This is a genomic window from Alkalihalobacillus alcalophilus ATCC 27647 = CGMCC 1.3604, assembly GCF_000292245.2.
GTDB lineage: Bacteria > Bacillota > Bacilli > Bacillales > Bacillaceae_D > Alkalihalobacillus > Alkalihalobacillus alcalophilus.
In genome coordinates this window covers 1-15,603 of record NZ_ALPT02000045.1, presented here as the reverse complement: position 1 = coordinate 15,603, position 15,603 = coordinate 1, and the positions used below count along the sequence as shown (strand labels likewise).

Below are 15,603 nucleotides of genomic sequence, written 5' to 3'. Positions count from 1 at the left end.
CAATCGTTACAAAGGTTTTATTTAGAGTTTGTTTTTTTAACTTCCTCTTATTTGCGTGGATGAATCATCTCTTCTGGTTTTACGAGTGTATCAAATTCAGTCGATGTTAATAAGCCGAGGTTTAGAGCCGCTTCTTTTAAAGTTGATTTTTCCGCAAAAGCTTTTTTCGCTATTTTCGCCGCGTTTTCGTAGCCGATATGTGAATTTAATGCTGTGACAAGCATTAAAGAACGTTCTACATTTTCAGTCATCTTGCCACGGTCTACTTCTATTCCTACTAAACAACGGTCATGGAAGCTAACAAGGCCATCGGTTAATAGCCGAATGGATTGTAAGACATTATAGGCAATGACAGGTTTAAATACATTGAGCTGATAGTGGCCTTGACTAGCCGCAAATGAGATCGTTGCATCATTTCCAAAAATTTGGCTTGCAACCATCGTCATTGCTTCAGATTGAGTTGGGTTTACTTTGCCTGGCATTATGGAGCTTCCAGGTTCGTTTGCTGGAATCGTAATCTCAGCAATTCCTGAACGTGGACCACTCGCTAATAAGCGGATATCATTGGCTATTTTAAAAAGGTCTGCAGCGAGAGCTTTTACTGCACCATGAAAATGAACGAGCTGATCATGACTTGTTAAAGCATGAAAGAAGTTATTAGAATGAATAAAAGTACGACCTGTTTGTATAGTTAGCTGTTTGGCCATTTCTTCACCAAACGAAGCAGGAGAATTTAAACCAGTCCCAACAGCGGTTCCACCAATGGCCAGTTCCCGCACATATTCAAGGCTTTCACGGATCATCTTATTCGATTTTTTGAGCATTTCCTTCCAAGCACTAACTTCTTGTCCGAACGTGAGGGGAGTGGCATCTTGTAAATGGGTTCGACCTACTTTCATAACATCTTTAAATTTATCTTCTAATAAGGTTAAAGTCTTAATCCACGTTTGAATTGCAGGGAAGAGGTTTTTCTCTGTTTCATGTACAGTTGCAATATGCATCGCTGTTGGAAACGTATCATTAGAGCTTTGTGAACGATTGACATCATCATTCGGATGGACTTTTATATTCGTGTGTTGTAATTGTTCATTCGCCATATAAGCAATGACTTCATTCATGTTCATATTCGACTGTGTTCCACTACCTGTTTGCCAAACGACAATAGGGAAATGCTCGTCAAACTGACCAGTTAAAATTTGTTCGCAAGCCGCTACAACCGCTTCTTTTTTTTCTGTAGCTAAATCTTCATTACCTGCATTGACAATGGCTGCCGCTTTTTTTAATTCAGCAAAAGCATAGATGAGTGGCCTCGGCATTTTTTCTTCACCAATTTTAAAGTTTTCAAGGCTTCTTTGAGTTTGAGCCCCCCAAAAACGGTTCTGTGGAACTTTAACTTCACCTAATGTGTCACGTTCGATTCTCATTTCCATCCTTATGATTCCTCCCTCATTTTCAATTCCTATATAAATATAGTGTGACATAATCGTGAATAAAAACCAATGAATTAGTGCTCACCAAAATATAGTACAGTTGGTTTTGATACGATAATATAGTAATGTGAGTCTTATTATATCCGCTCTCTTCTTCAAAATACTTTATTGGGATAATAAAAAGATATTCTCAGAAAAGTAGGTAAACCATGTTGACATAAATAATGATAACTATTATCATTGAGAATGTGATTGATAATCATTTTCGTTTGGAAAGCCTATAGGTGAGAATTATTATCAACTATAAACCGGTTTAAAAAGGAAGAGTTATGAAAAATTTATACCTACTTATCGTCTGTTTCATCTTAAGCATCGCTTCGCTTTTTATAGGGGTAAGTGAAGTGAATCTGTCAGGTTTGTTACGCTTAGATGAGAACCAACTACATACTCTTATTCATAGTCGATTACCTAGATTAATAAGTATCATCATTGCAGGTTCAAGTATGGCGATTTGTGGCTTGATTATGCAGCAATTAACGAGAAATAAGTTTGTCTCACCGACAACAGCCGGCACAATGGATTCAGCGAGCCTTGGTATTATGGTTTCGATGCTCATGTTTGCTTCAGCTACAATGATGCAAAAAATGGTTGTTTCATTTTTGTTCGCCTTAGCTGGTACATTAATATTTATGAAGATTTTAGATAGAATAAAGTTCAAAAATACGATATTTATCCCATTAGTAGGTTTAATGTTTGGGAATATTGTTGGTTCGATTACGACCTTTTTTGCTTATTCAAACGACTTAATTCAAAATATTTCTGGTTGGTTACAAGGGAGCTTCTCGTTAATTACGACAGGGCGTTACGAAATGTTATACATTAGTATTCCATTATTAATTATTGCCTATCTATTTGCTAATCGGTTTACGATTGCAGGAATGGGGGAAGAATTCTCGGTCAATCTAGGCTTAAATTATAAGCAAGTCGTCAATATTGGCTTGATTATAGTTGCAGCTATCACCTCTGTCGTTGTTTTAACAGTTGGTATGATTCCATTTTTAGGATTAATTATTCCGAATATCGTGGCCATCTTCCAAGGCGATAACTTAAGAAAAAATCTCCCAACAACAGCGTTATTAGGAGTTGCCTTTGTCATCCTCTGTGATATTATCGGGCGCGTTATTATTTATCCATATCAAGTACCGATTGGTTTAACAGTTGGAGTTATTGGAAGTGCGATTTTCCTCTATTTATTAATAAGGGGGAGAAAGCATGAGCAATAAATCTAAGATTCTACTATTATCTTTTTTAGCTATTAGCTTTACGGGTCTATTCCTTTTTTATGATTTACGTAGTTGGGAGTACGCATTACCCCGTAGAGGGATTAAAATATTAGCGATTATTGTAACGGGGGCAGCGATTGCTTTTGCAACAGTTGTTTTTCAAACGATTACGAATAACCGTATTTTAACACCAGGATTAATTGGTTTAGGTTCCTTATACCAATTGTTTCAAACTTTTATTATCTTTGCCTTTGGCTCAACCAGTATTTTAGTTATTAATAAGTATCTAAATTTTGGGATTTCAACGGGTTTAATGGTTGTTTTTGCAATGATCCTTTATAAGCTCTTATTAAAAGGTGAAGGAAGAAATGTCTTTTTCCTTTTATTAGTTGGAATCATTATGGGAACTTTTTTTGGAAGTATTTCAACGTTCCTACAAGTTTTAATTGATCCTAATGAATACTTAAATGTTCAAAATCGATTGTTTGCTAGTTTTAACAATGTGAACTCTGATTTATTATGGATTTCAATTGCGATCTTTTTAATTAGTACGCTTATCTTCTATCCTCAATTGAAATATTTAGATGTTCTTTCATTAGGAAGAGAGCAAGCGATTAATTTAGGTGTTAATTATGATAAGGTTGTTCAAACTTTATTAATCTTTATTGCCATTCTCATTTCAATTGCCACAGCTTTAGTTGGACCGATTACATTTTTAGGTTTACTGGTAGCGAATGTAGCGTATGAAATGGTCAAAACGTATAAACATAAAGTCATTATACCAGTGGCAATGCTCGTTAGTGTGATCGCACTAGTCGGTGGTCAACTTATTGTAGAACGACTGTTTAGTTTTTCAACACCTATTAGTGTCATTATTAACTTTGTTGGTGGTGTCTACTTCTTATATCTTTTATTAAGGGAGAGTAAAAAATGGTAGAAGTTATGAATGTATCAAAGCTATTTGGAGATAAAGCGGTTGTTAATAATGTTTCCGTCAAGATTCAAAAAGGAAAAATAACTTCTTTTATTGGACCTAATGGAGCTGGGAAAAGTACCTTGCTTTCGATGATAAGTCGCTTAACAGTTGCTGACTCTGGAGAAATCTTGATTGATAATTCCAAATTAGCTGATACAAAAAGCAACGAACTAGCCAAAAAAATCTCGATCTTAAAACAATCAAACCATATTAATATTCGACTAACCATTCGTGAGCTTGTCTCATTTGGCCGTTTCCCGTATTCACAAGGGAATCTAAAAGAAGATGATCTTAACTTTATTGATGAAGCGATTCGTTATATGGAGTTAGAAGATATTCAAGATAAATATTTAGATCAACTAAGCGGTGGGCAACGCCAACGCGCTTATATTGCAATGGTTATTGCTCAAGATACCGAGTACATTCTTCTTGATGAACCATTAAATAATTTAGATATGAAGCATTCAGTTCAAATTATGAAAGTATTAAAACGGATGGTAAAGGAACTTGGTAAGACGATTGTTATCGTTTTACACGATATTAATTTTGCTTCTTTTTATTCGGATCATATTGTTGCTTTAAAGGATGGTCAAATTGTCCATGAAGGTCCAACAAATGAGATTATTAATAATGGAGTCCTACGAGAAATTTATGATATGGATATCACCATTAATGATATTAATAACCAACGTGTTTGTGTTTATTTTGTTTAATCAACTTTGATAATTAAGAGTAAGGATGAGTGCGTAAAAGAGAAGTGGACGCTCACAGCATCCAATTGGCGCACAATTCCTTAGCTCTTTATTATATAAAAAATACCATAGGGGTGTATTTAGATGAAGAAATTTTGGATGTTTATGTTAGCTGCATTAGTAGCACTAGTTCTTGCAGCTTGCGGTTCAGACGAGGTCTCTAACGAAGCAGAAGAGCCAGTAGAGGGGGCAGATACAGAAGAGACAACAGGTGGCGAAGAAGAATCAACTTCTTTAACATATACTCATGATCTAGGTGAAACTACAGTTGAGAAAAATCCAGAAACAGTTGTTGTTTTTGATATGGGTGTGTTAGATATTCTTGATGGTTTTGGCATTGATGTAGCTGGAGTACCACAATCAAATGTTCCAGAATACCTTTCTAAATATAGTGGTTCTGAATACGCGAATGCAGGAAGTTTATTTGAGCCTGATTTTGAAGAAATTTATGAATTAGATCCAGACTTAATTATTATTAGTGGACGTGCTTCAGATGCTTATGATGACTTAGCGGAAATTGCTCCGACATTATTTATGGGGTTAGATACGTCTAATTATTATGAATCATTTAAAGGGAATGTAAATATCATTGCTGAGATTTTTGGTATAGAAGCAGAAGCAGAAGAAAAATTAGCTGAAATTGATGCAGATGTTCAAGAAGTACAGCAGTTAGCTTCTGACAACGAAGCTAAAGGTTTAATTGTGATGGTTAATGAAGGCAGTATGTCTGCGTACGGTCCAAGTGGTCGTTTTGGAGTCTTACATGATGTCTTTGGTGTAGAGCCAGTTGATTCAGGTATTGAAGTGTCAAATCACGGACAGGAAATTGATTTTGAATATATCGAATCACAAAATCCTGAATATTTATTCGTGATTGATCGTGGAGCGGTTGTAACTAGTGGCGACGCTAGTGGGAATGACCTTCTAGACAACGCGTTCATTCAAAATACACAAGCTTATGAAAATGATAATATCGTTTTCTTAAATCCAACGTATTGGTATATTTCTGGTGGTGGTTTAACATCATTCCCAGGTATGATTGAAGAAGTGAAAAACGGGTTAGAAGATTAATCTTAAGGGAAGCTGTCCCATCAGGTCATGAAAACGACCTGATGAGGGCAGTTCTTTTTTTAATTTGAGTCGAGGGTTACTGTTACAAGTGAGTTGGTCTGGCGAAGTGTATAAACTTGATTGAGTAACGTCATCTAAAGTCATTTCTCAAATAACTTTTGATACTCTGGATAACCTTCTTCTTCTAATTTATCCTTTGCAATAAATTTGAGGGAAGCGGAGTTGATGCAATAACGTAACCCACCTTTATCTACGGGGCCATCAGGGAAAACATGTCCTAAGTGGGAATTAGCTTCTTTACTTCTTACTTCTGTTCGGATCATAAAGTGACTACGATCTTCTTTTTCAATAATTTCTTTTTCATCAATCGGTTTCGTAAAACTTGGCCAGCCACATCCAGCATCATATTTATCATGTGAAGAAAATAGCGGCTTTCCGGAAATGAGATCGACATAAATTCCTTCTTCGTCTAAGTCATAATATTCGTTTCGAAAAGGCGGTTCTGTTCCGTTATTTTGGGTCACTTCATATTGGATTGGAGTTAAATTCTTTTTAAGATCTTCTTTATTTGAGTTCACTGATTTAAACCTCCCAATTTTGTTTAATAAAATCAGCCCGACCTGAGCCTTTTTGATAACGCTCGTAATGAGCAGGGTTTTTCTGATAATAATTTTGATGGTATTCTTCGGCTGGATAAAAAGGTTTTGCGGGTAAAATCTCAGTCACGATGGGTTTGTTAAACTGGCCGCTCCGTGTGAGCTCTTCCTTTGATTTTTCTGCTAATTTTTTTTGTCGATCATTTTGATAAAAAATCGCTGTTTGATAAGAGTGGCCTCGATCGTAAAATTGACCACCACCATCTGTTGGGTCAATCTGTTTCCAAAAGATGTTTAATAGTTCTTGATAGGAAATAACATCTGGGTTAAAAGTAATTTCAACCGCTTCATAGTGTCCTGTTTTTTCAGAACAAACTTCATTGTATGTTGGATTTACTGTAAATCCTCCTGTATAACCAGAAACAACCGAGTGTACACCATCATATCGATCAAAAGGTTTAACCATACACCAAAAGCAGCCGCCTGCAAAAACGGCTTTTTCATTATTCATGTTGTTCATTATTTCACCTCACCAAATAAGTAGAGTAACTATATTATAGCATTTAGATTGCGATTTACGCTTTAATTATGGCTTTCTTATTGTTTGGTTCCTTTATCAACAATAATGAGCTTTGGATTGATGCTAACCTCCATATTTTTATAATAGGCTTGCCATTTCTTTAAATCAAAATCACTATTTTTAGAACGAACTAAGCTACCAAAACCAATCGGATCAATTTCTAATTTTTGAAATTTCTTAATAAGAGCTTTGGTTTCCTCGATCACATCATTATTTAGTACTTCCATAATCTCCTCTAATTTTTCATCAGATATTTCATTTTCAGAGTACTCAATTACTTGGAGTTTCATTTTGATGTCTATTTCAATATTCGGTTCATTCGAATTTTTTTCAATCCGAAAGTTTGGAACCGAATGAATGGTTCGGATCATCGCATATTCATCTTCGTTTTTTATTTCTAGTTCATGAGTTCCTTTACTAAATCTCTGGGTTAGTAGTTTTAGAAAAAAAGCTTCAGCAATATCGATGGAGTCAATATATTTATCGTCTTTTAACAACGCGACACCACTAATTTGGATACTGTTATCATATTGTCTTAAAATAGGCAAATAGGGGTCTTGTCCTTCTTCATAATGTTGATTTAAAAAGATCAAAAGATTAGTGTCAGGAATGTTTTGCCCTTCTATATTCTGCTGGAGTAATTCTTCTATATAGATAGATACTTCTTCTTCATGTTCATAGTCTTGACTGAGCAACTCCTTAGCGGTTCCTTCGACAATGCAAATGCGATTACGTAACCCAATCGTTGCATCTCTAGTGTAACTGTCAATCATGGTCATTATCCCTTCTTTATTAGCTAGTTCTTTATTCAGTAAAATCGTTTTTAATTTCCCGGTATGCAATTTTTTGGATGATTGTGTATTTAATTTTAACCTAGCATCTCGACTCATCTTAGCTTGAGCGGAGATCGTCTCACTGATAATCATGTACTCTTGCTGGTAAATCGGGACACTAATGGTCGCTTCAATTTGTTTGTCCGAAATATAATCAAAACCTACTACATGCATAAGTTGAACTTCATCGATAATATTAGTAGCTATACAGCCAACCATTAAGCAACAGAAAGGAATAAGAATGAACGTTTTAAATAATGTCTTCATTTGAACAGCTTCCTTTTGATTGTAGTTATTAAAAACAAAATCGGAATATACAAATACAAAAAATAGAGCCCTAAATTTGACATAAATGTATTTAATTGATCGATATCTTGTCTTGATTGAAAAATAAGGGCAATAAATAAGACGGCAAGGGCAATTAGTCTTAACATTTGGCGGTGAGGCCAATTAAAAACCTCTTTTAATCCGCGACTCGCAGCCCAAATACATAAGGCAATATTAGGCGTAATAATAATGAGCCAAGCAGCTATTCCTAAATATTCAAACCTCTCGATAAAAGGTAGTTGGACAATCTTCCAAGACGAAATCAATGGCCAGATAATCGTTCCAATATGTCCTAGACTGTAAAAAGAATAGTGAACGATTGTAATCATTAAATAAATCAATAATGTATATAGATTTCCGAAATAAGCCCATTTTTGTGATTTAACCCCATTTTTGATAAATGGAAAAGCTAATAAAAGGATCTCAGGACCTAAATAACTTAAAGTCATGGTTTTTGTCGCTTCGATTTGCTCTTTAATTGTCGTATCAAATAAAGGCAAAAGGCGATGAAAATTGGCAAATTCTAATGGGGCAAGTGCTGCGAGTAAAAGAAAAAAGGAATGATTAAACTGAAAAAGCTAATACCTACAACGACTCTAAATCCTTGAGTGACCATATAATAGGCTAATAAAGTTAAAATAAAACAAATCGCCCATATCGGGATATCAGGAAAAATCCAAATTTGAACAATTTCAATATAAGTTCTTAAGACGACAATGGCAGCAAGGGTAAAATAAGCAACAATAAAAAGCGAGAGGAGCCCTCCAAAAATACGTCCGAATGTTTGTTTATGAACGGTAATAATATCATGTTGTTTAGGGCCAAGTATTTTATAGATCATCCAAATAAATAGGTGAATACACAAACCGCTAATAATGACAGCGATCCATCCTTGGTACCCAGCTGCATCTGCTATATACCTTGTAAAGCCGAGCACACCAACTCCTGCTTGCATCGAATGAACAAGATAAAAAACTAGAAATGGTTCTACTAATAACGCCTCAATATTCCCTTTTTTCTCTTGCATGATCGTGCCTCGTTTCTTCTTACAGTCTAGTTACATGCCTTCATCAATATCCTTTTTTTGTTTTGCTTTTCGTTTATTGAATTTTTCAGGTCTTTTTGTACTCAATTGATCAGGTCGAGAAGATTGAAAATTAAAAGGCATTCGTATAAAAGCGTCCTTAAAATCACGGAGATTTAGTGGGTATAAGGGTGCTAAATAAGGGCGATTTAACGATTTGATCGACAATAAATGAACCAACAAAAACATAAATAAAATCACCAGTCCAATTAACCCCCATAGTTGAGCGGCAAATATAAAAGGGAATCGAACTAAACGAATGGTGTTACCAATTCGGTAAACCGGAGTTGTAAATGAAGCAAGAGCGGCTAGGGCAACAAAGATCAGCAATACATTACTTGTCAATCCTGCTTCAACAGCGGCTGTTCCGATGACGATTCCACCTACGATGCCAATCGTTTGCCCTACTTTTGTTGGCAGTCTTGCACCTGCTTCTCTTAATAATTCAATCGTTATTTCTAAAAAAAGTGCCTCTAATATAGGAGGAAACGGAATCTGATTTCTTGATAAAATTAAAGTTGCTAGTAGATCCTGTGGAATGATTTCAACATGGTAAGTTAAAGTTGCTACATAAAGAGGCGTAGCAAAAATAGAAAACCATACCGCAAAAATTCGTATTAAGCGAAAGGCAGAAGCAATATGCCATGATAAAAAATAGTCTTCAAAAGAAGAGAAAAATTCTATAAAGGTCGTTGGGGCTGTAATTACTTGGGGTGAACCATTTACAAAAACGGCTATTTTCCCTTCAGCTAATTCTGCGGCAACACGATCTGGTCTTTCTGTATCAATAAATTGAGGGAACGGGCTATTTGAAAAATCCTCAATTAATTGATTAATATAAGAACTATCACTAATTGTTTCAATTTCAATCGTCGAAATTCGTTCGATCATCGTATTAATATTTTCATTATTTGCAATTGAATCTAGATACATAATAATGACTTTGGTTTTGGAAAGAGTCCCAATTGTATATTCTTTTGTTATGAGATTAGGTGTCGGAAGTCTTTTACGAACTAAGTTTATATTGACATCTATCGCTTCGACAAACGCTTCTTTTGGACCGATAACACTAAACTCGACTTCTGGGATGGTAATATCTCGGACCTCTTCTTGTGGCAGCATCGCAATTAAACAGGTTTCTTGTGATTCTTCAATGGATTGGATCACGACAGCACCGATCATAAGGAGTTCTGTCATTTCCATCGGGCTATGAACAATCTTCACATTTTCTACATGAAGAAGTGGAATCATACCCTCTAGATTAATGAAAGAACCATTCCGGAGAGGTTCAATAACTTGGCGTTCCAACTTAATATGATTGATTAATGGTTGGTAATAAGATAACCACAGTTTTTGAGATTGTGTGTAAAAATGGTGATGAGTGAAATCACTTGATTGTTTGTGTTTTTCAATCGCTTGACTGAAGGTACTAAATTCACTTTTTTCTATTTGGGGTATCGTTAATTTCTTTTTAAAAGAAAACCAAGACATTACACACAACCTCCTTTTCTAGATTTATCATAGTATGGTTTTAACAAATGAAAATTATGTAAAAAAACACTCATAACTAGTAATCTAGTTATGAGTGTTTACTTTCTTATGACTCCATTTTATGGGGAAGTTGTTCTACAGCTAAAATGACATGGTCTAATTTTTGCTCGAGGCGATGGAGCAAATAAAAGGTGACAATGACAGGAAAGCTATATTCTGCTATAAAAGGAAGCCATGTCTCAAAGGAAACCATTAGATTGGAAGCTCGATTGTTTCTACTTGTCTGTCTACTAAACGGGCACCACGAATGGCTGTGATATCGCCACCAGTTGAAGTTAGGACATTAGTAGAAATCATTTCAAGCATTGCCTCGTAAATCGCCTCTGGATTAACAGGTTCAGTAGGATTATCAACAGAAACGGTTACTTGTCTTTCTGCTTCATTTTCAAATAATAGCTCAAGTTTTTTACTCATTATTCTCCTCCTTAATTATAAAGCGAAGCCTGTTCGTTCAGAAGCGAGAAAAAATTAGGGGAGGCTTATGAAGACGCTTTTTGTCTTCAAAAGACGCACCGATTTTTCTCGAGCTTCTAACAGGCGCAGCTAGTTTAAATAAGTCCATACTGGTTAGTTCGTGTTGCTGAATCAAGCTCAAGTGATTGCAGAGAGACAAATGATTGGACAAATTGTACTAAATCAACATCTGCTGCTTCGCCTTTTACATTTTGGAAGGACTTAGTTGTAAAAACAGGATCTCCGTATGGATCGCTTCCGACGATAAAGGTTATCGTTAAACGTGAGTTTTGATTTTCCATCTTGTTCACCTCCTTTCAATTTATAAATCGAAGGAAAGATAAAAAGAGGTGAAGGGAATTTATGATTAAAGAACAAGTGGTTTTTTGACAAAAAGGAAAAGGGGAAATCTGTCGTCTCAGAATCAATCGAGCAAAACTTATAGGTGAAAAAATGTTCCTTTATAAGAGAAACAATGGCTCCTCACAGAAAGTCGTCATGATTCCGTTGTATATGTTGAAATATGTCGCTAAAAAAACTGTAACTATTTCAGATATTAGGAGGAATTGTATAGTGAAAAGAGAATAATATTACTGAACTCATAAAGTGAAGAGAGATTTCATAAGGAGAATGAATATGAATGTAGTGCCATTATTTCAAAGGTGTTTTAATGCTACTGTTACTTGGCAGTCTGTGATAAATGATCAAGGGGATATTATTCACGTTAATGACGCCTTTTGTGAAAATTTAGGGTATAAACGTGAGGAATTATTAATGGTATCTTTTTATTCTTTGTTTGAAAAAGATGCCCATCTAAAGTTATTGTTTTATAATCACCATACTATGAAAACTAATATAGAGCTTAGGCATTCATCAGGGAAGAAAAAAGAAGTTAAGGCTATTATTAGTCCATTAACAAAGGAAAAAGATGAACAAGAACTATATTTACTGCAATTTGAACCAATTAATGAGAGCGATTCTCTGCATTTTTATAAGGGGCAAGAGAGTACTGAGGAGAAAGAATGGAATCCAACATTACCTAAAATCGTTTTAGAAAACCTAAAAGATGCAGTAATGACGATTCATGTTGATGGTAAGGTTCTTTATATGAACAAAGAGGCGTGTAAGATGTTAGGGAAACAGTCAAGTGAAATTCCTTATCTTAATTTTTGGAATATATTAAAAGAGCAAGAAATAGAAATTACAAATAAAATCAACGAATTTTTAGCTGGGGAAGAACGGTTTGAGACCGAACATTATATTACGAAATTAGATTGTTGGTTTGATGTTCGAGCATACCGGACAGAAGAAAAAATCACCCTATTTTTTCTGAATATTTCAAAAAGGAAAAAAGCCGAGCAATTTTTACGGGATAGTGAATTGCATTATCGGAGTTTAGTTGAACATATTCCAGAAACGATTACCGTTCATGACGGCCATAAGTTTATTTATATGAACCCTGCAGGCATTAAGCTATTTAAAGCAAATGATAAAAATGAAATTGTTGGACATTCGCTTAGTAAACTCTTTATCGGTCAAGAGTATCGAAGGGCAAAAGAAAATATTCGTTTACTTTTAACTGATAAAAAGAAGATGACGAATACGATATTTCGTTTACGTTGTATTAATGGAGAATATCGAGAAGTTGAGGCTTCTACAACGATTATTTTGTATCATGGAAAACCCGCCTATCGTACGATTTTTAAAGACGTTTCGGAAAGGAAAAGAGTTGATAATATATTAAGGAAGTCAGATAAACTGTCAGCCGTTGCTCAAATGGCTGCTGGTGTTGCTCATGAAATCCGTAATCCATTAACATCGGTTAAAGGATTTTTGCAACTTTTTCAAAAAGAGCAAATGTATAATGAACAATTTCTAAGACTTATTATGGAAGAATTAGAAAGAGTCGAATCCATTATATTTGAATATTTAACTTTGGCTAAACCTAATTATGAGACTCCTTTTAAGCGTATTAATGTTCAGAAATTATTGGAAAAAATTATGAAGTTAACGGAAACTCAATCGATTATAAAAAATGTCTTTTTTGAATTTGAATACGAAGAAGTCCCACCGATATATGGGAGTGAGAAGCAGTTAAAACAAGCGATTATGAATTTAATTCGTAATTCAATAGAAGCAGTTGAATTAAATGGAAAAATCAAATTAAAATTGAAAAATCACCCGGATGAACAGGTGTGTATTCAAATAGAGGATAATGGCTGTGGAATCTCCAAAGAAAGAATAGATAGATTAGGTGAGCCTTTTTATTCCACAAAGGAAAAAGGAACAGGGTTAGGGTTAATGGTGTGTTACAAAATATTAGAACATCATAATGGTATATTAAATGTCCACAGTGAAATTGATGTTGGGACAAGAGTGGAAGTGATATTGCCAGCTTTTATCCCGATACCAGAAGAAGTGTTGTTAACGTAAGCAAATTTTAAAAGTAGGACAAACGTTTGCTTATAGATGACTAAATTTTTATTATAATCCATCATGAGGCTGTTGGATAAGGTCCCTTTATGACCTAATGCAACAGCTTTTTGTGTCTTTTAATATGGAAGGCAAGTTTACGATAATCAAAAAAATACTTATACTATCATATCCCTTGTTTTAATAAAGCTTTTAAAACATCTCCTTTTTACATGATCAGCACGTAAGTGGAACTTCTAGAATAAACAGGTTATTCATATAATTTGGCGAGAGGAGTGTAGATGGTGAAAAAGAGCTACTTATTAGATCAAAATTCAATTACTAAAGTTCCATTACCAAGTTGGTTTAATGTAAGTTATACGCAGTTTCAGCAGGCTGTATTAAAAAAAGATGTCTCGTGTTTCTTTGGAAGGAAAGCAGAACCATTAGGCGAATTACGATACTCTTTTTTACCTCATGCTGACTGGAGCCATCTTCCCAAAACATTAAAAGAATTTTTGGAATTAACGAAGCAACGCCCATTAGTAAGAAGAGGTTTATTTGTTTTTGTTGAACCCGAAGAAAAGGAGCAGCCGTTACAGTATTATCGACGATATTTTTGGGATGTTTTACAATATTTAAATACCCAGGATGATAAAGCATGGCCAGTGCACACACCAAGGGAGCCTGAACATCATTTATGGTCATTTTGTTTTGAAGAGGAATCCCTGTTTTCATTTGCCGATGCTCCTGCAAATAAACAAAGAAAAACTAGAGATTTAGGCCAAAGTATGGTGATTGGTTTTCAACCGACAATCATTTTTGAAGGGTTAGAAGGAACCGAATGAATTACTAAAATAATAACTCAACTTTCGCAGAGTATGATTGACCCTTAACTGTTGATAGAGATTGACTTTAGGGCGATACCATACTCCAATTGACTTTACATGAACGGTTCAATCGTTGAGAGTCTGAACACATCTCTTTCTTATTAGGCAGTTGAAGGAAACTGTTCACTAATAATGAAGAGCTTCGGCTGTCGCGAACAATGTGATTAACTCTTCTTTCCTATTGAAAAAAAATGTAAACAGTCAACCCTTTGCTTTAATACGTCATGTTCATAAACGAACAAACCAATCTCACGTTATCTGTGCATCAAGAAATAAATAATAGGCCCTCCGGCGGTCGCTCCCAAACAGACACTCCGCGTCCTGCAGGAACCTCATGAGCCCTTCTGCGTTAGAAATAGCTGATTGAGAATGGCCATATCATCAAACCTCTCCACCACACTTAGCGGACAAAACCATACGGAGACTCCCGCGGGAATAAACCGTGGAGCGAGACCCCGCAAGGCTTGCCGAGGAGGCTCGCAAGGTTCCCGCAGGACGCGGAGTATGGTTTTGGGAGCGACAGCCGGAGGGTCTATAATATTTTCTTAATGCACAGTTTATCCGTTTGGTGTGATAGTACGTTCTCGCTTTTTAAACGTGTCAAGGGCATTTGTTTAAGAGCTTCTATTCGCTCTGCCAACTAGTTGAACGGGTTTTCTCGATGCGAAAGTTGAGTAATAACTAATAAGAGCCTTCTCAAAGAGGGCTTTTTTTGAATAGTAAAGGTATGTAAAAAAACTGAAATTTTCGAATAAAACAACAAAATGTGTAAGAATTTAATGAGAAAATTTGGGGTCTATTGTGAAAGCTTGTAAATGGAGGAAAAAGCGTTATCATTACCCGTTTCTTTGGGTAATATTAGAGTAGAACAAGAAAAACTTCACATTAAATTTTTTAAAATTATGGAGGAGGAATTCTAATGAGTAAAAAATTATTGTATATGTTAGCAGCAGGTGCATTATCAGTCAGTGTGTTAGCGGCGTGTGGTGGAGACGGAGAAATCGACGATCCAACATTAAATGAAGAGCCGACATTAGAAATGGAAGAAACTGAAGACAGCGATTTTGAATAAGCAATAATTAATGATAAAAAGAGGTTTGGGAAAACTACCTAAAAATGAGTTGGATGACTAGAATGACGGTCATCCAACTTTTTTTATCATTTCCCGACAGAAGACTCCCTCTTCAATCGTGTGAAGGGAGAAGCCCAACGATAAGGGGGAGATGAATGGCGGTTGGCGGTAGCCAAAGAGATTCTTGTTAGGGTATAATAAGAACATACATTCCTATTGGGGGGGTGAAAACAATGCTCATCAACAAAGCGTACAAATTTCGTCTCTATCCAAGCAAAGAACAGGAAATCTTC

General features: G+C 35.4%; 16 protein-coding genes and 1 pseudogene. 8 read left to right on the top strand and 9 right to left on the bottom strand.

Translation table 11 applies throughout. The features are described 5' to 3' along the window. Window positions 1–47: 47 nt before the first annotated feature. Window positions 48–1,430: a class II fumarate hydratase gene (fumC, locus tag BALCAV_RS12945; protein ID WP_003323950.1), complete on the bottom strand. Its 1,383-nt coding sequence runs from the start codon at window positions 1,428–1,430 to the stop codon at window positions 48–50. Window positions 1,431–1,759: 329 nt separating this feature from the next. Between fumC and BALCAV_RS12940 the strand changes: the two genes are divergently transcribed. The 4 genes from BALCAV_RS12940 to BALCAV_RS12925 all read left to right on the top strand — a co-directional run bounded on the left by BALCAV_RS12940 (window position 1,760) and on the right by BALCAV_RS12925 (window position 5,512). Next, window positions 1,760–2,713 carry an ABC transporter permease gene (locus BALCAV_RS12940; RefSeq protein ID WP_040323993.1) on the top strand — a complete coding sequence of 318 codons (954 nt, stop codon included), beginning with the start codon at window positions 1,760–1,762 and terminating at the stop codon, window positions 2,711–2,713. After that, window positions 2,703–3,650: an iron chelate uptake ABC transporter family permease subunit gene (locus tag BALCAV_RS12935; protein ID WP_003323948.1), complete on the top strand. Its 948-nt coding sequence runs from the start codon at window positions 2,703–2,705 to the stop codon at window positions 3,648–3,650. The genes BALCAV_RS12940 and BALCAV_RS12935 overlap by 11 nt, the downstream gene beginning before the upstream one ends. After that, window positions 3,644–4,402 (top strand): iron ABC transporter ATP-binding protein, encoded by a 759-nt coding sequence (locus BALCAV_RS12930; RefSeq protein WP_003323947.1) that lies wholly within the window; start codon window positions 3,644–3,646, stop codon window positions 4,400–4,402. Before BALCAV_RS12935 ends, BALCAV_RS12930 begins: the two co-directional genes overlap by 7 nt. A gap of 123 nt (window positions 4,403–4,525) precedes the next feature. Then, complete coding sequence (locus BALCAV_RS12925; RefSeq protein WP_003323946.1) at window positions 4,526–5,512, top strand: siderophore ABC transporter substrate-binding protein; 987 nt, start codon at window positions 4,526–4,528, stop codon at window positions 5,510–5,512. Between the two features lie 140 nt (window positions 5,513–5,652). Here the strand turns inward: BALCAV_RS12925 and msrB are convergent, their stop codons facing one another. From msrB to BALCAV_RS12890, 8 genes and pseudogenes are all read right to left on the bottom strand, one after another. Beyond that, window positions 5,653–6,090, bottom strand: coding sequence for a peptide-methionine (R)-S-oxide reductase MsrB (msrB, locus tag BALCAV_RS12920; protein ID WP_003323945.1), 438 nt, complete (start codon window positions 6,088–6,090; stop codon window positions 5,653–5,655). A 4-nt stretch (window positions 6,091–6,094) separates the two neighbouring features. Then, on the bottom strand, window positions 6,095–6,628 hold the full coding sequence (gene msrA, locus BALCAV_RS12915) for a peptide-methionine (S)-S-oxide reductase MsrA (RefSeq protein WP_235213115.1): 534 nt from the start codon (window positions 6,626–6,628) through the stop codon (window positions 6,095–6,097). Window positions 6,629–6,705: 77 nt separating this feature from the next. Beyond that, window positions 6,706–7,788, bottom strand: coding sequence for a Ger(x)C family spore germination protein (locus BALCAV_RS12910; protein ID WP_003323942.1), 1,083 nt, complete (start codon window positions 7,786–7,788; stop codon window positions 6,706–6,708). Beyond that, window positions 7,785–8,803, bottom strand: a pseudogene (locus BALCAV_RS12905) (GerAB/ArcD/ProY family transporter). The gene BALCAV_RS12910 and the pseudogene BALCAV_RS12905 overlap by 4 nt, the downstream one beginning before the upstream one ends. Before the next feature lie 102 nt (window positions 8,804–8,905). Beyond that, entirely contained in the window at window positions 8,906–10,423 is a 1,518-nt protein-coding gene (locus tag BALCAV_RS12900) for a spore germination protein (RefSeq protein ID WP_003323940.1), read from the bottom strand. 106 nt (window positions 10,424–10,529) lie between these two features. Then, window positions 10,530–10,676 (bottom strand): YvrJ family protein, encoded by a 147-nt coding sequence (locus BALCAV_RS21675; protein ID WP_003323939.1) that lies wholly within the window; start codon window positions 10,674–10,676, stop codon window positions 10,530–10,532. After that, window positions 10,676–10,897 carry a DUF2922 domain-containing protein gene (locus tag BALCAV_RS12895; protein ID WP_003323938.1) on the bottom strand — a complete coding sequence of 74 codons (222 nt, stop codon included), beginning with the start codon at window positions 10,895–10,897 and terminating at the stop codon, window positions 10,676–10,678. The genes BALCAV_RS21675 and BALCAV_RS12895 overlap by 1 nt, the downstream gene beginning before the upstream one ends. 134 nt (window positions 10,898–11,031) lie before the next feature. Further along, window positions 11,032–11,238 carry a DUF1659 domain-containing protein gene (locus tag BALCAV_RS12890; protein WP_003322834.1) on the bottom strand — a complete coding sequence of 69 codons (207 nt, stop codon included), beginning with the start codon at window positions 11,236–11,238 and terminating at the stop codon, window positions 11,032–11,034. Between the two features lie 334 nt (window positions 11,239–11,572). Here BALCAV_RS12890 and BALCAV_RS21245 point away from each other — a divergent pair, with 334 nt between their 5' ends. From BALCAV_RS21245 to BALCAV_RS23430, 4 genes are all read left to right on the top strand, one after another. Continuing rightward, window positions 11,573–13,369: a PAS domain-containing protein gene (locus BALCAV_RS21245; protein ID WP_003322833.1), complete on the top strand. Its 1,797-nt coding sequence runs from the start codon at window positions 11,573–11,575 to the stop codon at window positions 13,367–13,369. Window positions 13,370–13,653: 284 nt separating this feature from the next. Then, window positions 13,654–14,196: a YqcI/YcgG family protein gene (locus BALCAV_RS12880; protein WP_235213114.1), complete on the top strand. Its 543-nt coding sequence runs from the start codon at window positions 13,654–13,656 to the stop codon at window positions 14,194–14,196. A gap of 961 nt (window positions 14,197–15,157) precedes the next feature. Then, the gene (locus BALCAV_RS22560; protein WP_168771660.1) at window positions 15,158–15,310 is read left to right on the top strand and encodes a hypothetical protein; all 153 of its coding nucleotides are present in this window, start codon (window positions 15,158–15,160) and stop codon (window positions 15,308–15,310) included. A 233-nt stretch (window positions 15,311–15,543) separates the two neighbouring features. After that, the coding region (locus tag BALCAV_RS23430; protein ID WP_152563051.1) for a helix-turn-helix domain-containing protein at window positions 15,544–15,603 on the top strand (60 nt) is incomplete at its 3' end.